We start from the raw sequence: 19,674 nt of genomic DNA on the forward strand, positions 1-19,674 counted from the left end.
CGAGAGAGGAAGAAGCCTATGAAACTAATCAAAGACAGGATCGCCAAGTGGTCCATGGTCGGTTTGCTGGCGACGTTTGCGGCGACCAGCTTTTATGCGCCGAGTGCATCGGCCCACGGTGAGAAATCGCAGGCGGCGTTCATGCGCATGCGGACGATCCACTGGTATGACCTGAACTGGTCGAAAGAGAAGGTGAAGGTCAATGAAGAGGTGGAGATCACGGGTAAATTCCACGTGTTTGAAGGCTGGCCGGAGACGGTAGCGGAGCCGGATACGGCATTCTTGAACGTGGGTATTCCGGGTCCGGTATTTATCCGTAAGGCGTCGTACATTGGCGGTCAGTTGGTGCCGCGTTCGGTGCGTTTGGAGATCGGCAAGACGTACGACTTCAAGGTGGTGTTGAAGGCGCGTCGTCCGGGTGACTGGCACGTGCACACCATGATGAACGTTGAAGGTGGTGGTCCGATCATTGGTCCGGGTAAATGGATCACGATTGAAGGGTCGATGAGCGAATTCAAGAACCCGGTGACCACGCTGACGGGTCAGACGGTGGACCTGGAGACTTACAACGAAGGCAACACCTACTTCTGGCATGTCTTCTGGTATGCGATTGGTATTGCCTGGGTGGTGTACTGGGTACGTCGTCCGGCGTTCCTGCCGCGTTACCTGATGGTCGAAGCGGGTCGTGCGAACGAGCTGATTTCGGCGGGTGACAAGAAGGTCGCGATGGGCTTTGCGGCGGCGACGATTTTGATCGTCATCTTCGCGATGTCGAGCGCGAACAGCAAGTACCCGATTACGATTCCGTTGCAGGCAGGTACGTTGAGAGGCATTCAGCCGATTGAGGAGCCGAAGGCGACGGTTGCGGTGAAGGTAAACGATGCGAGCTATCGGGTACCTGGCCGTGCGATGCGGATGAAGCTCACGATCACCAACAATGGCGACAAGCCGGTGCGGTTGGGTGAATTCTACACGGCGTCGGTGCGGTTCCTGGATGCGGACGTGTACAAAGACACGACGGGTTATCCGGAAGACCTGCTGGCCGATGACGGTTTGGAAGTGAGCGACAACAGCCCGATCCAGCCGGGTGAGACGCGGACGGTTGAAGTGACCGCGAGCGACGCGGCGTGGGAAGTGTACCGTCTGTCGGACATTATCTATGACCCGGACAGCCGTTTTGCTGGTCTGTTGTTCTTCTTCGACGATCAGGGTGGTCGTCAGATCGTCCAGATCGACGCTCCGTTGATCCCGTCCTTCATGTAATCTCAAGGGGCGCCGTCGAGGTGCCCCTGGTTACACGACCGACGGTCGACACACTAAAGCCCTCCTTCCTCAAGAAGGGGGGCTTTTTTATGGGCAAAACGACGCCTGTCGGTCAATTGGGCCGCTCAATCGCGCCGCTTTTTTAGGGATTTAGAGTCTTTAGGGCGTTGCTGAGCATCGCCGCTCAGCGTCGGAACCGCCCGAGTGGCATGCAGACGTGCCTTCTGTCGTCTCCCGTTCAAGATAGTTATGCGGAGGATCAGCTCACCGTCACGGTGCCCGTTGATTCGTACCTTCCCTGGTGTGGACCCGGCGAATGCGTTACGAGCTTACAAACTGTTCCCACCGAATTCGTCCGTGAGCCTCAGAGACAAACACGCCAGGGGCAATCATTGTCCCGAGAGGGGAATACGACGGACAACGTTCGCTCGAAGGTCAACGTCAAGCAAAGGACATTGTCGATGCGGATGGGGTTTGTAAAAGGTGAATTGTGGGCGGGGCGAGACCGGGCTCAGACTTGCTTGGTGCGAAAGGCCGTTTCTTCTTCCAGCACGCATCGGAGATGAAAACGCTTTAGCGCTCGTTTACCAGCTAAGCAGGGGAAAGTCGAAGGAATTTAAACGGGGTGGCGGTGGTGAACGGCCCGTTAGCAGTTAACTGGGTTTAGTTGCGGCGTTGAGCCCCAGCGGCGAAGTGCCGAACCCGCAGGAGAAATTAGATCGTCAGGAACGGAAACTTCGGTTTTTTAGGTCAACCCTTTCTTTGGATTATCGGCTGTGGTTGGGCGGGAGTCCGGATCCAATCACGAGTATCTCTACGGCAGATCTGAAAATGCTCTGATGATATAATTAAATTTGATCAATCGCTGGCGTAGCTCAGTCGGTAGAGCAGCTGATTTGTAATCAGCCGGTCGGGGGTTCGAATCCCTTCGCCAGCTCCATAAAATCAAGAGGCTGCAGGCAGGCATGCATGCAGCCTTTTTTGTTTCTGCCGGGGTGACAACGCGAAGGAAACGCATCCCAATCGTTGTGAGCCTGCCGCGAACCATCTGTTCGGGTTGAACTTGGTTGAACGCTCCCTCTTCGACACCGGTTCGGAACAAGCTTAGAACAACAGCTTTGACGTCCTTCTTGTCGATCCCTCCAGCAACGCGTGTGGCGGTCAAAATCGCCCTCGAAAGTGCACAACAAATTGGAGTCTCTTTTTTGCCCTTTCAGGCACGTCCTCTGGCACGCCGCTGAATTAATGGAGACGTCACGCAGCCCAGCCAGCTAAGTCTGGCTGTCGTCAGGCTCGGAAAGATGCAGGAATGGGGTACGAATTTGCATCTGTGATGACAAATAACGAGTTGTAGATGCAAAAATGTTCGCAAATACGGTTTTTATATACCGTGTCACATTTAAGATGTTGTCTTGCGAAAAATCGCCTTTTTGGGTTTATTGCTACTGTTTTTTTGCCGGCATACGGCAGCGGGATGGTATCAGGTCACTAATTTACATACGCGAAATTAGTATGTACCTGTCAAGTCCCGTAAGATCGTAAACCTTCTTTCGAAAAAGATGAGGATGGGACAGTTGCCAGTTTTTGAGAGCCTGGATCGGGGTGAGATGGCGTAAGGCCTTTTGGGGAATGTGATGATTGTACAGCTCGACATAGCGGTGCAGGGTGGTGTCCAGATCGGCGGTTGAATCGAAGTGATGGGTTTGCAACACCTCCTCGATGCGGCCATTGAAGCGTTCCACCAGGCCATTCGTTTGGGGCCGTCCCGGCGGAATCAGGCGATGTTCGATGCCTTGTTCAGTACAGAGGCGGTCAAACTCATGCGTCCCCGAGGGCTGCCGAGTTCGGGTCAGGAAACGGTCGGTAAACTCCGAGCCGTTGTCGGTCAGGCATTTCTGGATGCGGAAAGGCGCGGCCTGAATCACCGCTTTGAGGAAGTCCTTTGCGCTTAAGGCGGAGCGGTTGGGCTTGAGGGCGACATAGACCCAGCGGGTGGCGCGGTCGATGGCGACGAACAGGTATCGGCGGGGTTCGCCGTCGATGGCGGGCAAGTACTTAACATCCAGGTGAAGGAAGCCGGGCTCATAGGCCTTGAAGGGTTTGACCTTCGCCTTCTCTGTAGGCGGAAGCAGGGTCTTGAGGGACGCCACCCCGTGGCGGCGCAGGCAGCGGTCTAGCCCGGAACGGGACACGGCGGGATTGAGAAATTCCCGGGTCACGGCCAGGAGATCATCCAAGGGGAGGAGCAGAGCTTGGCGGAGGTAGACCACGATGGCTTCCTGGGCGGGCGTGAGCGTGGTTCTGAGGGTGTGGGGCCGGTGTGAGGCATCTTCGACCGAGGAGCGGTGTTTCCACTTGCGGACGGTCGTTCGGCTAATGCCATGCTTTTGGGCCAAGGCGCGCTCGCTCAACGTGGACGCTTGAATGGCCTGCCGAACCGCCGGGGTGGTACGGGCGTTCTTATGAAGACGAATCGGCATGGAGAGGAACCTCACTTGGACGGACCGAAGATCTCCTGGAGAAGGCTCCGGGCTTCGAACCAAGCATCACGCCTTCTCGGTAAATAATCATACGGGATGTGACAGGTTAAGCCGAGGTCGGATTCCAAATGCCCGGCAAGAGCCGCGTGATTTTGATGTTACGCGGAACGCTTCGGGCGACAGTCATCGAAATCGGATAAGTCGTTCCTTTGGTCTGTTATGAAGATTCGGGAATGGGAGCCTGGTTTTAAGCACGGGGTCAGCCTACCTAAAACCCCGTCGACACGGCCAAATATCATCGAAGTTCCTCCGGCATTCCGCATATGACCGCCCATCATGTTAGAAAGCCGTTCCCGGCGCGCGGCGTCAGCATTAAAGGCGATCGCATTTATAGCCTATCCCAGTATGATCAAGAACCCCTTCGACAGACCTGTTCTAAGCCTGTCGAAGGGTCTGTCCCGCGCTGAGCCGGGGCCTAAGCCATCGTCAATGGATTTCGCTTCGCTCCATTCATCTTACAATCAACGATTACTCGAATTCCAAGTGGAATTATTTCCAATCCAGCTTGTCGCTCCAGGTCAAGTCGTCGTCAACCCAATAGCAGAAGCCTCTTTGGGTATCGCCAGGGGCCGGCTTAAGGTCGAGGACGAACAGGGCGCGGCCGACGCTGCGGCGGCGATAGCTCGGCCTAGTCCACTTCAGTAGCTTGATGAACCAGTGGCCGGCGTTCTTTTCCACGATCTGGTCGCGCCAGGTGCCGAAATTGATGTAGGTGTAGTTCTGTCCCGGGGCGATATCCGGCTCTTCCTGCAGGGGATTGTGGGTGTGGCCCTCGCCATGGATGTGAAACCCATAAGCGCGGTATTCGGGCAGGAAGGCCGGGAATGTTTTCATTTCCTTGAACGTAACTGCCTCGTGCCGATGGTGGCTGCGGAATGCGGTGAGTATTTTCATGAACCATTCGATTGCCCTGAGTTCCAACCGGAGATGCAATTTACTCGAAAGATTCAGCCACCAGCGCAGGAGCTTCAGGCCGAAACGCCGTTTCTTAAGGGCGCTGTCATACGTGAAGTCCCAGCTCAGCCATTCGGATACGGATTCTTGGAGGAGCGTTTCGATGGTCGTGGCGAGGCCAGGTCGATGTTTCCTTAACCTCCGAGTTTCTTCGATGATGCGTGAAACCGCGAGGTAGCTCGGTCGGTAGAGGTCGAGCTCGTCTAGGACCCGTTCCAAGCGGCTGACATCTTCGCTTTTCTCTTGCGCTCGGGCGATGCGTTGCTTGTCTTCCTCGGCCAGGGCCTGCTTGGCTTTCCAGATGAATCCGGAGAGGACGCCGGCCGCCACCGTATCTCCGAAACAGGGATCGGTGAAAGGCCGGAACCGTAGCTGTTTCCAGGTTTCGAGTTTCCAGCCATCATCCGCCGACCATTCAGGCAGCGCGCGGCAGTTGTCACCGTCGCGCCATTGCCCATGGGTGACAAACAGCCGGAACCCGGAATCCGCATAGTAAAAAGGCAACCAGGGAACGCTGTCGGGGCTTTTGAACAGATTTTCGTCGCCGTACATCCGTCCGACCTTGAGCCTATAGTCTTCCGGTATGTCTTCCAGTCGCCAGCCCAGGCATTCCTCGTAAAAGAGCTTGAGCGCCTCGGGTGCGGCGAGGATTTCCTTGTCGTGATTGCCGAGCAGAACGACAATGTTGACCGACTTGACGCCTTTTTCCCGGAGCGAGGTCGGCAGTTGTTTGAGCCGCATAAAGAAAGGGCAGTGGCCGTCGGCATGCCCAGCGTGCTGAGCGATGATTCCTTGCATGATCGTTTTAACGATCTCCGGAAATTCCGGATGATCGCGTTGCCAGGGATAGACGCCTCGCTCTGCCCAGTGCTTGGTGCGGATCATGTCCACCACGTCGCCGTCGAGCACGAACACCAGATCCTCGACCTTTCGGTCCTCGCACACAAAAGCGACTTCATCGAAGAAATCATCCCAATCGTCGCGACTTTGCACGCCGACCGTGCCGTCCGTGAAATGCACATCGCTGATGCAGATGCACATACGGTTTGGCCTGTTCGGGTCGTTGACGTCGACCGTGTGAAAGAATTCGAGAGCTTCGGGTTGTTTCATCGTTTTTCCTCCAGGTTGTTGTTATCGGACCTACGCGGTTTCCGACCTCCTCTTTCAAAAGCCGTTGTTGACGTCCCTGCCTATCGCAAACGATCGTCATGGGATGGACGATCTCTTCCCAGGGTTGATATAAGGAAAATATGCCAGTATGCCCGGCGTGGCGTTCAGGGCTCGATGAAGTCCGCGATACGCTCGGCCAAGGCGGCGATCGTGCGGGCCGGGTTCAGACCCAGCGCTCTGGGAATGATGGCTCCGTCGGCGACGTACAGCCCCGGATAGCCGAACACTTCGCCTTTGTGGTCGACCACGCCGTCTTTGATGCCGGTACCCATGCGGCAGCCTCCCAGCGGATGCGGCGTGATGAGGTCTTTCAAAACCTCCCAGCTCGGCGGGACCACGGCCTCGCCTCCGGTGCTTTCCGATAGCGTCTTGTGCATGTCGATCAGCGCCTGCACCGCGCCTTCGGAGTTCTTGACGTTCCATTCCAGCTCCAACTTGTGCCGGAACGGCGGAATCCAGCTGCGGGAAAGTTTCAGCACGCCGTCCGAGGCGTCCACCGCCTGACCGAACCAGGGCATGACCGCTGACAGCGGGTCGCTGCCTTGGTTGAGCGACTTCAGTGCCGAGAAGAAGTGGCCGAAATCATGGTCATTACTCAGATCTTGAAGGGCGTCCTTGATCAGGTTGGGGAATCCGCCGTCCTGCACCCAGAACCGTTGTTTACGGAAAAAGCCGTCAAGGAAGTCGATGGCGCTGGTCATGATCGGACCGCGGGTGGGCGAGATTTGACGGTCTTTGTAAAGCGCCGGTGTTAGAAAATCGCCGTTGGAACTCCAGCCCACGCCGAGCATGTCGCTCAGATCGGGCAGCGTGCCGTATTGATCCCGGCAACGCAGCAGGAGTTCGTTGGTGCCCATGGTTCCGGCGGCGAGGATCAGTTTCTTGGCGTTGAGATGGCCGGGAATCAACCGTTGCGCGTCGGGATCGATGACATCGAAATCGACTCGGTAGCCGGTTTTTCCGTGCAGGGGTGTGATGCGGCGGACCAGGTGCAGCGGTTTGACCACGGCGCCGTGCTTTTCGGCCAGCGGAATGTAGTTCAGGTCCAGCGTATTGCGGGCCTTCACTTGGCAGCCGATGTCACAGTTGCCGCAGTGGACGCAGGTGCCTTGTTCCAGGCCGAATGGGTTGACGAAGGGTTTGGAATGTTTGTCGTCGAAGGCATCGGGCCGGTCGTAGCTGAATTCCGGATCGAAATTGACGGCTAGCGGCATTTTGCGGAATCGCGCCCGATAACCGCAGCGTTCCGCCGCGTCCTTCATCAGCTTCATTTTCGGCGGCCACTGATTGTCCGGCACTTCCTGTACGTTCAGCATCTTGCCGGTCTTTTCGTAATAGGGCTTTAGCGTCTCGTACGTGATTTCGGGCGGCCATCCGGACTCGAAGGCGAAGCGTTCGGCCTCGACGAAGATATTTGCGTAGATCAGCGACCCGCCGCCGACGCCGCAGCCTTGGGCCACGGCCATGTGCTTATAGAAGCGTATGTCGATCCAGCCGTTGCATTTGGCAGGTTCTTCGTGGGACCACCACCAGGCGTCGCCGGGGCCACGGGGATAATCTTTCGCATCCCAGCGTCGGCCGCGTTCCAGAATGCAGACCTTCATGCCTTTCTCGGCCAGACGGCAGGCGGTCACCGCACCGCCGAAGCCGCTACCGATTACGATCACGTCGTAGTGCAGAGTATCGTCGGTTTCTTTGTCGAAGTGCTGACGGCCGAATTTGGGGATGACGTAGGTGTCCCACAGCTTGCCGGCAAAGAAGCGCCCGAATTTTTCAACGGCGGAGGCTTTGGCGAGCGGTCCGTCGGCGTTCGGCACGTCGATACTCGCAATCAGATCGGCGAGTTGTTTGATGCCTAGGGTCAAAATGCCGGCGCCCACCACTGGTCCGCTTTTGTCCTTGCCCTGATGCAGTGTCGTGTAGAGGGTCGTGGTGTCCGACCACAGGTCGAAACCGGAATCGTCCCTGATCTCTTTATGTCCGGCCAGGTAATAATCCTCGCCTAGATGCTGGAAGGCGAGTTCGTAGACCATGTAGGTCATGTCCGGATTGTTCGTGGGCTTGAACAGATTGAAGACGCCAGTAAGCGCCTCGATGCCCATTCCTAACGGTGGAAAATCGATTGTGCCCGTTAACGAGCCTGGATGTTCAGGATCGTTGATGAAGCGATCTAAGTCGTCGATACCGACGTCTACGTGGATAGCGAGGGTAGTGCCATTCTGCTTGCCCCGCTGCGCCCCTTCCGCAGCATCGCCCGTTCCTAGAGCGAAATACCCCGACATGGTTTCTTTAAAGGTCAAGGATAAGGCTGTCATTTTTATTCTCCTTTTCGTTATGGTGATGGATTTATTGATATCGCTCGACGCAAAACGCCTGTCCCGACGCAACGGGTAATCCGGTTTACCCCTAGGAGCATCCCCGCGGTCTGTGAGTCAAAGCCCTCCCGAAAGTATTGAATAATAGTCCTCCTTGTGAAAAACGACACCAAGATATTGGATCGAATAAACTGAAATCCCTTGTATATAAACTTTGAAGTGGTTTTGGCGGAACCTGACCGTCCATTATCTCGGCGGCATGAATATCCCTTATGAAGTCTGCAGGGCTGATACCTATTTGCATTCGGCGGGTAAGGGGAGGATGGGGTTGTCGGCATCAGACGCGGGAACCTTTAGACGTTGGCTGAACCGGCCGTAAGCGGTCGACGATGGGCGCTTTCGGGAGGCATCGAGTAAGTCACGGGGCGCTCGACATCCGCTGTGCTCCTGTAAGGTCCAGTCCTTCGAATCGTGCTTCGTACGAAGTAAGAATAGTTGGCCGGCTTGAATAGCTCCCCGCCCGGCTCCGCGATGAGAAAAACCGCCTGGACGGCGGTTTTTTCGTGGTTTCTTCAGGTCTTTATGAATCGATCAGGCGATATTGATAGGGTTTTTACGATGCGGACCTTGCTGAAGCCCGGTTTGGGCTACCGCATCTTCAGAGTACCGTGTAAATAGCGAGCATTGTGAACGGTCATTCTCCTGAATTTATGATCATCGAAGCCTGTTTCCTCAGGAGCGAGATAAACGGGTCTCCCGTTCTTAAGGGCGCTGCCTCAAGCGCTTTAACCCTTATTGGTTCGCGAGAACCGGTTCAGACGAATGGTTTTGGGTTTCCCTTTATCAGAATTAAATCTATTTTTCAGATTTAGTATTTCAACGAATGTTTACATACCTTTGAAGCAGTGTCAGCCGGAATTTGCCTTTCGGCGTCCCCGGCGATCCCCAGAAAATCTCATATGGCTGTTTTAAGGACCGAATAATGCCAGATTCGAGTTATGGGTGATCACGTACATAAACCGAACTAGCGTTTCCCGCTCGACATGATCCTTGCCAGCATTTTTCGGGAACCACCCCCGAACACGTTAGGTTTTTAATGTCATTTATGAGGCTAAACCCTGAAAAACGGCCAGTGGGGTTCGGGTCCGAGCATGATTTGTCCGATCGGTTCCAGCTCGGCCGCGTTGATGAAGCCGTGCTGGGTGATGATGTGAACATCCCGGAACTGTCTCGAGAATGCATATTCTTCCGGGATGCCGGAAGTGCCTACGATGTCATGGATGCGGTCCACGGCCGCTGCGCATTCGTGGACGGCATGGGTCATTTACAGCCGCATTTTCGCCTTGAGCGCCAGTGTGATCGGTCTCGCGGCGACGGCTCCTTGCCAGGACTCTTCGAAGACTCTGTAGAGATGGCCGCGGGCGGCGCCGAGCTTGGCTTCGGCTCGTGCGAGCTGCGATTGAACGAGGGTTTGGCGCTTGAATGTCTTTGATCCGAATGCGGGGACCTTCGTGGCGATCAGCGCGATCGCTTCGTCGATAGCGGCGCGAGTTATGCCTAGCGCAGGCGGGACAAGCGCGGCGATCGCCGGCCAGTAGAGCGGTCCCTGGTAGGCGGTACCTGGTTTCTCCAGCGGCTTCCATGGCACCGCTCAGTGCTCCGGAATCAGCGCATCCTTTATTTCGACATCATGGCTGCCGCTTTCACGCATGCCCATGGTGTTCCAATTGTCGACGATTTAGGCTTCGGACGCGGGAACCGCGGTCAGTAGCATTGCCGGAGCGCCGTCGGCGCCGCAGCGCGGTTCGCCGTCATCGTGGATCGTCGCGAAACCGAGAAAAACCGTGGCATGTTGCGCGCCGCTCACGAAGCCCGTGCGTCCAGAGGTACGGTAGCCGCCCGCGACCGGAACCGCCTTGCGTACCAGGTTGAAGGAGCCGACGGGAATTGCGTCGAATCCGAATATCTCGCGCGGCTTGGTCGCCGAACCAGGGCGCGAACATGTCGTGGGCGACGGCGATTGGTAGATTCCAGCCCGCCGCGCCATCGATACGGGAGATTTCCTCAATGACGCGCAAGCCGATGACCAGCTCGGCTCCGAATTCTTCGAATGCCTTCGACCGCCACAATCGATAAAGTCCCGGCTCCTGCATCGCTTTCGCTACTGGTGCCGCCAGCTTGCAGTCGTTTTCGGTCGCGGCGGCGTATTGGCGAATGATGGGTTCAATTTCGCGACCACGATTCAGAACGGAATCGGTGGTGGACATGAACGCGCCTAGGTTCGTGTCACTACGGAATGCTCACGCGGACCGCCGGTTTGTGGGGCTGGAAGTAAGGCTGTAGAGGCAGACAGAATGGCAGGACAGGAAAAGGGGCCTCAATGCGAAAAAAGTTCGCGGGATGGGGTTCGTTCTTCACCCCATCCCGCGATCCTTGACCGGCAATCTAGTGAGTGTCGGTTGGTTGGTTAATTAAAGATAAGCGTCGCCGTAGGACGTATCTTTGTCGAAGTCTTCCCAGATATAGGCCGGTTCGACCAGACTCTTGGTCGGAAACGGACTGGTGATGACATCAAAGACACCCGAAGCGGTTCTGCCGAGCGTATCCAACGTCCCCATGACCAAACCGCCGGGCCCTCCAACGACGGGGTTCGTCTTCTTGCTGGCACTTAGAATGTTTTTCGGAACTTCCCCGATTCCAGTGAACATATTGGCAAATCCTCTGGTGACTTTGTCGCCGACCTCGGAAAAGTAGCCTTCCGCCTGACTGACAGGCGCATAGGCAGCCGTCGCGAGGACCGCGGTCAAGAGAAAGGATTTTGCGTTGCGCATGATCGTTTCCTCAGCTTGTTGTATTGTTATCGTATAAATAGTTTCGTCGCGAAACTAAAGTGTAGGACGGCGGAAATATCCGCGTCAACCGGCAAGGACGAGACTTCCCCCGGCACTTATCTATCAGGATTGCGAGCGGCGCTCAAGTGTTGATTGATCGTCTGGATCTACGCCCGAGCTCCTCGATTCGACGATCGATGGCATCGACGACATAGCGTGAATAGGGTCCGAGGTGCAGATACATCGCCATGAGACCGACGACCATGCGTAGTGCTTGAGGGTTGGATTTGGCGCAGTGCATGAACGTTTGCCAGAATGCACCGCGCACCTCCGGCATCTTGTTGACGATCCTGTTGATCGTTTCGATCGCCCCCACTTTTCGCCGGGCATCTTCCTTGGGTAAATCGCGAGGACGCCCCGACCTATCCAAAAGGCCGATGAGCCGCTTGATCCTTCCGACGTAGGTTGCCGGATCGTAGACGCGTAACAGTATGCTTCGGTAATCATCGAGGACGTCTTCGAGCGGGCGCAAGGTATCGAAATTCAATCCGCTGGTACACTGGTCGCCCGCGTCCATGTCCGGCATGATGTCGTGGCCGGGGTGGAGACGCCCCTCGCGCTGGAGCCGCCTGGTCAGTTGAGTGTTCGGCAGTGCGTAAAGCAGTCCCACCATGCATACCGGGATCGCCGCCGCTTCGATGAAGTCCACCATGGTATCGGCTACCGAGTTCTTTTCGGTGTCGAATCCAACGATGAACCCGGCGGTCACCATCATGCCGTAGGAATAAATCTTGTGAATGCTGTTGACCATGTCGCGCCGAGTGTTCTGCCTTTTCTTCGTCGCGATCAGCGTTTCCGGATCCGGGCTTTCGATGCCGATGAAGACGAGAAAGAAGTTCGCCTGTTTCATGAGTTCGAGAAGCTCGGGATCTTCGGCGAGATTGATCGAGGCTTCGGTCGAGAATTCGAAGGGAAATCCGTGGTCTTCCTGCCAGGTTCGGAGCTCGGATAGGAATGCCTTGACCACCTTCTTGTTGCCAATCAGATTGTCATCCACGAAATCGACATGCCCGCGATAGCCCAGCGCGTAAAGCGCATCTAGTTCGGCAAATACTTGCGGGGTGGTCTTGGTGCGCGGCACCCGCCCGTAAAGTTCGATGATGTCGCAAAACTCGCAGGTGAAAGGACAGCCCCGCGAGAATTGCAACCCGACGTAAAGATATTGCTCGAACTTGAGTAGATCGAAGCGTGGGACCGGGCTCTTCGTGACATCGATCTGAAATTTGGGGGCGATGAACGTTCCGGATCTTTGACCGCTTTCCCAAGCCTCAACGAACGCCACCATAATACCTTCGGCTTCTCCGAGAACCAGAAAGTCCGCGGAGCGATAGACATGCGGACTGGAGGTCGCATCCGGACCGCCCACGACCACCGGTTTGCCTTGGGCATGGGCTCGTTGGATCAATTCGAGTGTGTCGGGTTGCTGGGTAATCATTCCCCCCGTCATGACCAGGTCGGCCCAGGCGATATCTTCGTCGCCGAGCTCTTCGGTATTTCGGTTGATGAGGCGGATAGACCACTGCGCAGGTAGCAGTGCGGCTACAGTGATCAACCCAAGCGGCGCGGCGGGATACCGCGCGCCCACGAGTTCGCAGGCTTCAGGGTAGTTCCAGAATGAATCCGCCTTGAAGCGTGGATAGATCATCAAGACCTTGCAAGGGGATACGTCCTTCATGAACCTCTCTCCATCCTTGGAAAATGAGCGGCCGGTGTGGCATTGCAGCCAACACTGCGCTTCCGTGCCAGACTTGTCAAGCCGATTTCGATTCCCAGACCGAGATTAGCGTGGTGTCACGTTCGGTTTCGGGTGCGGCTGAAGCGACGCGGTATGCGCGAGAGCATCAACGCGAGGCTGTTCAGATCCGGCGAGAACCAGGCTAGACCTCTGGAAAAACGAAGGCGGATAGGCCGGATCACGGTGCAAGCCCAAGGCAATCTCAAGGCGAATCCGGCGAGATTCGGCAACACTTTAACCCTGTCACCGGGTACCGGAAAAACCGTGGCGGGAACCAGTCCGGGGCCCGCCACAATACCGTCAAGTAAGCGGTTATTCGACAAGGAAGGCTCGGCACCAAAGCGACCGCTTCCGATTGTGGGGTGTCTTAGGAACTCCCGAAGACACCGTTTGGCAAAAAATAGGACGCCGAAATCCGATGGGCAGGGAAGTGAGACTCATCTGCCCTCCATGGCTATCGGATCCCAATATTCCCGGTCGCGGTTACTTCCTTCATCCTGCCGGCATGAAGCGAACCGGGCAGCGGGCGGCCGAACCGGCAGGCACCGGGATATGAACGTATCGAAAACCGTTCCGCTTTTACGACGCGGCCTCCTTCAAGGACGGGTGCGCCAGAGTTCCGGTATCGCCGACCGGGCTGAGGTGAAACACCGGTCTGGCCTTGGGTTGTTGATTCGCTACCGGCAGCAGCGGGAACAGAAGTTCCGCGACTCGATAGGCTTCTTCCAGATGCGGATAACCTGACAGCACGAACGTGTCGATGCCGAGGTCTGCGTATTCCCGGAAGCGGGCGGCGACGGTGTCCGGATCACCCACCAGGGCCGTGCCCGCGCCGCCTCGGACCAGGCCGATGCCCGCCCAGAGGTTAGGGCTGATCTCCAGGTTTTGGCGCGAACCGCCGTGCAATTGAGCCATTCGGCGCTGTCCCTCCGAGTCGGAACGCGCAAAAGCCTCCTGTGCCTTGGCGATGGTGGCGTCGTCTAGCTGGCTGATGAGATTTTCAGCCGCCTGCCAAGCTTCGGCTGCAGTTTCCCGGACGATCACGTGTAGCCGGATGCCAAAGCGTATCTGCCGTCCCCTGGCTTCCGCGCGCTGCCTAACATCGGCGATTTTTTTCGCGACAGCCTCTGGCGGCTCGCCCCAGGTGAGATAGACATCGAGCTGTTCGGCGGCCAAGCTGTGGGCAGCTGCAGACGATCCGCCGAAATACAAGGGCGGATGCGGCTGCTGAACCGGCGGGAACAGTAGCTTCGCGCCTTCAACGCGGATGTACTTGCCGGCGAAGTCCACCGTCTCGCCTGCCATGAGCCGACGCCATACGGTTAGGAATTCCCCGGCTTGGACGTAGCGTTCGTCATGGTCCAGGAAAACCCCATCGCCTGCCAATTCCGTCGGATCGCCCCCCGCGACCACATTGAGGAGTAGGCGTCCCCCCGAAAGCCGGTCCAAGGTCGCAGCCTGACGCGCGGCCTGGGCCGGCGAGGTCACGCCAGGTCTGAGGGCGACCAAGAATTTGAGCCGTTCCGTAGCGGGAATCAGCGACGAGGCCACGATCCAGGCATCTTCGCAGGTCTTCCCCGTCGGAATCAGAATGCCGCCGAACCCCAATTGGTCGGCAGCCTGGGCGACTTGGCGAAGATAGCCGTAATCGACTGCACGCTTGCCTTTGGCCGAGCCGAGATAACGGCCGTCGCCGTGAGTAGGTAAGAACCAGAACAAATTCATAAGGGTTGCTCCTTCTGATCGCCGATACAAAATTCGCGGGGGAATTCCTGGAATGAGACTGCGCCATTGGCGTCATCCAGAATTGCGGACAACAGCAGCCCGGTAATTAGAAACACCAAGGCTTCCACCCAACGACTGGGAATATTCATGTTCGAATGCCTCCGAATGATCGATGCGTTCGGGCCGACGCGAATCGGGACCTATCCGCTCGTGTACGGCACGGAGGCAGGAGTTGTGCCATCTCAACGTCCCCGAGTTATACCGCCGGTTTTCGGCCGGGGGGTGCTGGAGCAGCAACAGATGCTGTCGGTTGTATGCATCCAGGGCAGCAGCGAGGAGATTTTTCCGCGCACGCGGCTTGCGTGGTCGCCGGTTGCGCTGATTCAGATTCGAGGTTGGATAGCCCTGTCGTATCCCGTGCACGGGACCTGCGCGCGGCGAGGAGACCTGAGCGCCTGCAAGAGCCGATCGAGAAAGATCGTTGCTTGGCATCGAATATGCTTGGTTCAACACCAACACGGCGTTTTCAATATCGAGATCCATGAGCGATTCAATCTTTCTGGCCGGTACCCGCGTGCGAAGTTTGCCCCTTCTTCTGCTGCTGGCCATGCTGGCGCCGCTCATGTGGGGTTGCGCCGGAAAGCGGCCCACGGAACCCATAGCAGACGGGCAGGGCCGGCTCAGAGGGTATGGTTTCACGATCGAGCCGCCGCGGGGAAAAGATTGGACCGTGGCCGAATATGCCTACGACAGTGTGGTTTATGTCCGGTCGTCCGATTCCGAAGGGCGGGAACGGGGCGGTAAAAGTTTCGCGCAGGCTTCGCTCGGGGTGGTGGCGTTGCCGGCTGGCGGAACAGTGTCTGCCGACGAGTCCGGTTTCGCGAAGGCGGCGCTGAATTTCCTCAGCGACCGTTTCCGTGGGCAGCCGAGGGTTAAGCTCCTGGATTTGAAGACTGTTCCCTACTCGCTACACGGAGCTCTGTGCGCCGGATTCGAGGCCGTACAGGCGGAGCGGCGCACGACACGCCAGAATAATGGCGGCCACTTGGAATTTCTCAACCGTGGCTTTCTTTGTCGACACCCGGATAACCGAACGGTCGTGGTCCACGGATTTTTCAACAAAATCAATCGCCGCGTGGCGCCCAGGCTTCGGGGCGAGGAAACTGAAAGGGAGGCAAACAGGTTTCTCGAAAGCGTAATCTTCTCGCCGCTGCACTGATCGGATTTGGACACGCTACGCCTTGCAGCTGACTTTACCTTCACTTGTGGTTGTTTCGTTCATGCTCTGGTTCGGCCCGCTTCGGCGGGCTTCTTTTTTTTCATATGAAGGACTCGGCGAACACAGTGCTCCCCCGGCGAGCGGCGCGGATCGGCGGATAGCCGGGTTGGCAAAGGATTGCGGCCAAGCGCGTCCCAGAGCGTTTTCAGGTCGCGGATAGGATCGAATTCATTCGTTCGTTCCGTGCACCGAAGGTCACTAAGCTGTCCCCTACGCCGTCAATGCCAGTCGGAAACGCTCTACGGCACGGCATCGAGGTCGAGACATAGCCGTTGTGGCAATCGGGGTCTCATGCAGACGCTTACCGCCCCTTGCGCGCGGTGCGAGCCTTCGGCCATTCGGGTTCCGGACGGATGCCTTCGATCTTCCCCGGCAGACTGCGGGACCGAGGCGACGGCTGGCCGATCTCGCCAGACGACACGACACCGACGTGCCGTTTCATCGCTTGTGAGCCGAGCTGGTTTCGCGCCGTCCGTGAGGCTGCTGCGACGGAAACACGCCGACAGCAGCCCATGTTGTTGATCGGGCATTCAGACTGGCTTTAAAGAAAAAAATAAAAAAAAATCAAAAAGATAAGAGTTGGCATCGATCCTGCCACTAGGGCTTGCGTCCGCGTGACACGCGGCGTTCGTAAACCTTAGCAGATGACAAGGAGAATCCTTCGATGAGCAACTCTCCATCGTATATCGCCTACCAGAAAAAGCGGTCTCCATCCCTGGCGATTCGCCACCAATTGGATCACCCAGTGATCGATACCGATGTGCATACCATCGAATATACGCCGTTACTCGAAGAATACATCGCCGAGGAGGGCGGCGGGACCGCGGTGGAGCAGTTCCGGGCTGCCATAGCGCGCGGTTTCGGCTATCTCGGCAATGCCTGGTATGACCAGAGCTGGGACGAGCGCCGCGCCAAGCGTAGCACTCGGCCGCCGTGGTGGGCGCTGCCGACCAAGAATACCCTGGATCTCGCCACCGTCAGCCTGCCGGCGTTGCTTCACGAGCGGATTCAGGAGGCGGGTATCGATTTCGCCGTGCTCTATCCGAACATCGCGACCTTCGCGCCGCATATCGGCAATCCCGAATTGCGCAGGGTCGTGGTTCGCGCGGTGAACCGCTTCAATGCCGACCTGTTCCGCAATTATTCCGATCGCTTGACCCCGGTCGCCGCGATTCCGCTGCACACTCCAGAGGAGGGTATAGCGGAGCTGGAATACGTAGTGAAGGAGCTCGGCCTCAAGGCCGCTCTCATTCCTGGATATATTAACCGTCCGATCAAGGCGCTCGCCGACAAATATCCCCGCGACCAGCATCCCGACGTCGCGCAGAACGGTTTTTGGGTAGATACCTACGGACTCGACAGCGAATACGATTACGACCCGTTCTGGGCCAAGGCAGTCGAGCTCAAAGTGGTCCTCACCACCCATTCCGCCGGCATGGGTTGGACCGCCCGCCGTTCTATTTCCAACTACATGTATAACCATATCGGTCATTTCGCCGACGCCTCTCACGCCTTGGCCAAGGCTCTGTTCTTCGGCGGAGTAACTCGTCGCTTCCCGGCTCTTCGTGTCGGGCTCCTCGAGGGCGGTGCGGCTTGGGCGGCGAACCTGTTCGCAGATCTGGTGGGCCATTGGGAGAAGCGTAACGGTCGCGCCATCGAGAACTACAACCCGGCCAATGTGGACAAGGAGTTGTTGGTGGAACTGTTCAACCGATATGGCGGCGACGTGCTGCGCGGTAAGCCGTTGGTAGATAGTGACGCGCTGATCGGCGGTGCTCTGGGACGGGCGAACAATTTCCGTGCCCAAGATCCGGATCGCCTGGACGATTTCGCGGCCGCGGGCATCGAGAAAGTGGAAGACATCGCCGCCCGTTTCGTGCCCAACTTCTATTTCGGCGCGGAAGCGGACGATCCCACGGTGGCTTTCGCGTTCAACGAGAAGGTTCTGGGGACGAGGCTGAACGCGTTCTGGGCTTCCGACAGCGGGCATTGGGACGTTCCCGATCTGACCGAAGTATTGGCCGACACCTATCGCTTGGTGCAGAACGGAGCGCTGTCGGAACAGGATTTCCGCGATCTCGTGTACACCCATCCGTACAACTTCTACGCCGGGACCAATCCGGACTTCTTCAAGGGAACCGCCATCGACGGTGCCGTAAAGAAAATCAAGCAGGCCGCGTAGCCAGGGTTTGGATCGGCCGTCGACAGGCGGCCGGTCGACCATTCGCATACAGAGAACGAGAAGATGACATACCCACAGCTCGCAAACTCGGGAGGACGACAGGTCTTTCGGAGAACGGCACGATATGCCGGGGTCGTTCTCGCGGCGGGTCTGGTGCCGGGCACTGGCGCGGCGGTCACGAACCCCTCGGAAATTACCCAGTTGAAAAAACAAATCGAGCAGCTCCAGAAGACAATGGAGGAGCTGCAAGCCAGGGTAGAGCAAGCGGAAGCCGCGGCTGCGGCCGCGGCGCCGGTCGAAGGCGTGGTACCGGCGACCCAAGACGACATCCAGGGTCTGATGACAGACCTCGAAAACTTCAAATGGCAGTGGCAGCGTGAGCGCGAGACCCATACTGCCCTGAGCACGCGCGCCCTGACCATCGGCGGTACCGTTCAGGCCCGCTACGGCTGGAATGAAGCGAAGTTCTCCGGTGGCGACGTGGTACGGCGGGATAACTCGTTCGACATCGGCACGGCGCTGATTTCTTTTTCCGGCAATCTGTACCGGGATTACGAAGAAGGCCGTAACCTCCTCTATCGCGTCAGCTTCGGTGCTTCGCCGCAGACCGGCGTGGCTTCCGCCAACCTGTTGGACGCTCAGGTCAGTTATGACGTTCTTCCCACCATCAACCTTGAGGAATCGAGGTTGAGACTGACGCTGGGTCAGCAGCTCCTGCCTTTCGGTCTGGAAGTCAACGCGACCGAAGATCTCAAGCCTCTGATCCAGAACGCGCTGTTCACCGGTGCGAGCATTCCGGTAACGACCAAGGATGGCCGCAGCCTCAGCATACCGGCCACCGGCCTCGCCGCTCGGCAGATCGGTTTCATCGCACGTGGCGACTTGTTCCCGCAGGTCGACTGGGGATCCAACTACCGGGCGCCCATCATCGAATACGCCATCGGTGTGGTCAACGGCAACGGTGCCAACCGCAGCGACGACAATAGCGCCAAGGATTTCATCGGCCATCTGGGATTCACCGCACCCGTGGATTACAACTCCTGGCTGCGTGAGATCAAGATCGGCGGGTCGTTCTATTTCGGTACCCAGAACGTCAGAGAAACCTATTACACCGATGCCTCGAGAACGACGACGGCAAGCGTGCTGCTCGACGACGGCGAAAAAAACCGGGTCGGTCTCGATTTTTCCTACAACCACAACCCGATCGGCCTGACCTTCGAATGGGTTCGTTCTTGGGACGAGGTCTATCCGGGCATTTCGCCGTTCAAGACCAAGTCGCCCAAGAATTACATGCGCAAGGGTGAGGCCTTCACCGCCACGCTTTTCTACAACTTCGGCGCTCAGTTCGTGAAGAGCTACCGCTCGCAAGGTCGCTACGACGACTGGTGGCCCAAGAGCTACCAGGTGTTTTTCCGCTGGGATAGTTGGGATCCCGATATCCGCAACGCCAACGACAAGATCCAGTATCTCACGCCCGGCATCAACATCTTTTTCGCGGAAACCACCAAGCTCCAGTTGAACTACTACCACCAAATCCTGGAGGACCGGAACCTCGAAAGGAACGACCAGTTCCTGGCACAAATTCAGTTCGGCTTTTGACGGTTGAGTGGAAACCACTGG

Annotated in this window: 13 protein-coding genes, 1 tRNA gene and 1 pseudogene; 5 read left to right on the forward strand and 10 right to left on the reverse strand. The window is 57.3% G+C overall.

Features of this window, described 5'->3' with window-relative positions; genetic code table 11:
- Positions 1-18: 18 nt before the first annotated feature.
- Together amoB and QEN43_RS13725 are read left to right on the forward strand one after the other, a co-directional pair.
- Complete coding sequence (gene amoB / locus QEN43_RS13720) at positions 19-1,263, forward strand: bacterial ammonia monooxygenase, subunit AmoB (protein WP_026609852.1); 1,245 nt, start codon at positions 19-21, stop codon at positions 1,261-1,263.
- A gap of 864 nt (positions 1,264-2,127) precedes the next feature.
- Positions 2,128-2,203 (forward strand) — tRNA-Thr (locus tag QEN43_RS13725).
- Between the two features lie 553 nt (positions 2,204-2,756).
- Here the strand turns inward: QEN43_RS13725 and QEN43_RS13730 are convergent.
- The 10 genes and pseudogenes from QEN43_RS13730 to QEN43_RS13775 all read right to left on the reverse strand — a co-directional run bounded on the left by QEN43_RS13730 (position 2,757) and on the right by QEN43_RS13775 (position 14,742).
- Positions 2,757-3,743 carry an IS481 family transposase gene (locus tag QEN43_RS13730; protein ID WP_317963314.1) on the reverse strand — a complete coding sequence of 329 codons (987 nt, stop codon included), beginning with the start codon at positions 3,741-3,743 and terminating at the stop codon, positions 2,757-2,759.
- Positions 3,744-4,292: 549 nt separating this feature from the next.
- The gene (locus QEN43_RS13735) at positions 4,293-5,867 is read right to left on the reverse strand and encodes a metallophosphoesterase (RefSeq protein ID WP_051331842.1); all 1,575 of its coding nucleotides are present in this window, start codon (positions 5,865-5,867) and stop codon (positions 4,293-4,295) included.
- Between the two features lie 164 nt (positions 5,868-6,031).
- On the reverse strand, positions 6,032-8,242 hold the full coding sequence (locus tag QEN43_RS13740; protein ID WP_202901158.1) for a GMC oxidoreductase: 2,211 nt from the start codon (positions 8,240-8,242) through the stop codon (positions 6,032-6,034).
- 1,111 nt (positions 8,243-9,353) lie between these two features.
- Positions 9,354-9,890: pseudogene (locus tag QEN43_RS13745) on the reverse strand (acyl-CoA dehydrogenase family protein).
- A gap of 163 nt (positions 9,891-10,053) precedes the next feature.
- On the reverse strand, positions 10,054-10,509 hold the full coding sequence (locus QEN43_RS13750) for an acyl-CoA dehydrogenase family protein (protein WP_026610995.1): 456 nt from the start codon (positions 10,507-10,509) through the stop codon (positions 10,054-10,056).
- A 204-nt stretch (positions 10,510-10,713) separates the two neighbouring features.
- On the reverse strand, positions 10,714-11,073 hold the full coding sequence (locus QEN43_RS13755) for an exosortase system-associated protein, TIGR04073 family (RefSeq protein WP_026610994.1): 360 nt from the start codon (positions 11,071-11,073) through the stop codon (positions 10,714-10,716).
- A gap of 142 nt (positions 11,074-11,215) precedes the next feature.
- Positions 11,216-12,808 (reverse strand): B12-binding domain-containing radical SAM protein, encoded by a 1,593-nt coding sequence (locus tag QEN43_RS13760; protein WP_026610993.1) that lies wholly within the window; start codon positions 12,806-12,808, stop codon positions 11,216-11,218.
- Positions 12,809-12,924: 116 nt separating this feature from the next.
- Positions 12,925-13,191 (reverse strand): hypothetical protein, encoded by a 267-nt coding sequence (locus QEN43_RS13765; RefSeq protein ID WP_317963315.1) that lies wholly within the window; start codon positions 13,189-13,191, stop codon positions 12,925-12,927.
- A gap of 256 nt (positions 13,192-13,447) precedes the next feature.
- Positions 13,448-14,593 carry an FMNH2-dependent alkanesulfonate monooxygenase gene (gene ssuD, locus QEN43_RS13770; protein WP_026610991.1) on the reverse strand — a complete coding sequence of 382 codons (1,146 nt, stop codon included), beginning with the start codon at positions 14,591-14,593 and terminating at the stop codon, positions 13,448-13,450.
- Entirely contained in the window at positions 14,590-14,742 is a 153-nt protein-coding gene (locus QEN43_RS13775; protein ID WP_156912830.1) for a hypothetical protein, read from the reverse strand. The genes ssuD and QEN43_RS13775 overlap by 4 nt, the downstream gene beginning before the upstream one ends.
- A gap of 392 nt (positions 14,743-15,134) precedes the next feature.
- On the opposite strand from QEN43_RS13775, the gene QEN43_RS13780 reads away from it, so the two are divergent.
- From QEN43_RS13780 to QEN43_RS13790, 3 genes are all read left to right on the forward strand, one after another.
- Positions 15,135-15,812 (forward strand): hypothetical protein, encoded by a 678-nt coding sequence (locus tag QEN43_RS13780; RefSeq protein WP_036269091.1) that lies wholly within the window; start codon positions 15,135-15,137, stop codon positions 15,810-15,812.
- A gap of 724 nt (positions 15,813-16,536) precedes the next feature.
- On the forward strand, positions 16,537-18,054 hold the full coding sequence (locus QEN43_RS13785; RefSeq protein ID WP_026610989.1) for an amidohydrolase family protein: 1,518 nt from the start codon (positions 16,537-16,539) through the stop codon (positions 18,052-18,054).
- Between the two features lie 63 nt (positions 18,055-18,117).
- Positions 18,118-19,653, forward strand: coding sequence for a DUF3138 family protein (locus QEN43_RS13790; RefSeq protein ID WP_051331841.1), 1,536 nt, complete (start codon positions 18,118-18,120; stop codon positions 19,651-19,653).
- Positions 19,654-19,674: the final 21 nt, after the last annotated feature.

It is taken from the genome of Methylocaldum szegediense (assembly GCF_949769195.1).
Classification (GTDB): Bacteria; Pseudomonadota; Gammaproteobacteria; order Methylococcales; family Methylococcaceae; genus Methylocaldum; species Methylocaldum szegediense.

Coding starts and splice junctions, on each gene's coding strand:
- amoB (WP_026609852.1), top strand. CDS start 19: ATGAAACTAATCAAAGACAGGATCGCCAAGTGGTCCATGGTCGGTTTG.
- QEN43_RS13730 (WP_317963314.1), bottom strand. CDS start 3,743: ATGCCGATTCGTCTTCATAAGAACGCCCGTACCACCCCGGCGGTTCGG.
- QEN43_RS13735 (WP_051331842.1), bottom strand. CDS start 5,867: ATGAAACAACCCGAAGCTCTCGAATTCTTTCACACGGTCGACGTCAAC.
- QEN43_RS13740 (WP_202901158.1), bottom strand. CDS start 8,242: ATGACAGCCTTATCCTTGACCTTTAAAGAAACCATGTCGGGGTATTTC.
- QEN43_RS13750 (WP_026610995.1), bottom strand. CDS start 10,509: ATGTCCACCACCGATTCCGTTCTGAATCGTGGTCGCGAAATTGAACCC.
- QEN43_RS13755 (WP_026610994.1), bottom strand. CDS start 11,073: ATGCGCAACGCAAAATCCTTTCTCTTGACCGCGGTCCTCGCGACGGCT.
- QEN43_RS13760 (WP_026610993.1), bottom strand. CDS start 12,808: ATGAAGGACGTATCCCCTTGCAAGGTCTTGATGATCTATCCACGCTTC.
- ssuD (WP_026610991.1), bottom strand. CDS start 14,593: ATGAATTTGTTCTGGTTCTTACCTACTCACGGCGACGGCCGTTATCTC.
- QEN43_RS13775 (WP_156912830.1), bottom strand. CDS start 14,742: ATGAATATTCCCAGTCGTTGGGTGGAAGCCTTGGTGTTTCTAATTACC.
- QEN43_RS13780 (WP_036269091.1), top strand. CDS start 15,135: ATGAGCGATTCAATCTTTCTGGCCGGTACCCGCGTGCGAAGTTTGCCC.
- QEN43_RS13785 (WP_026610989.1), top strand. CDS start 16,537: ATGAGCAACTCTCCATCGTATATCGCCTACCAGAAAAAGCGGTCTCCA.
- QEN43_RS13790 (WP_051331841.1), top strand. CDS start 18,118: ATGACATACCCACAGCTCGCAAACTCGGGAGGACGACAGGTCTTTCGG.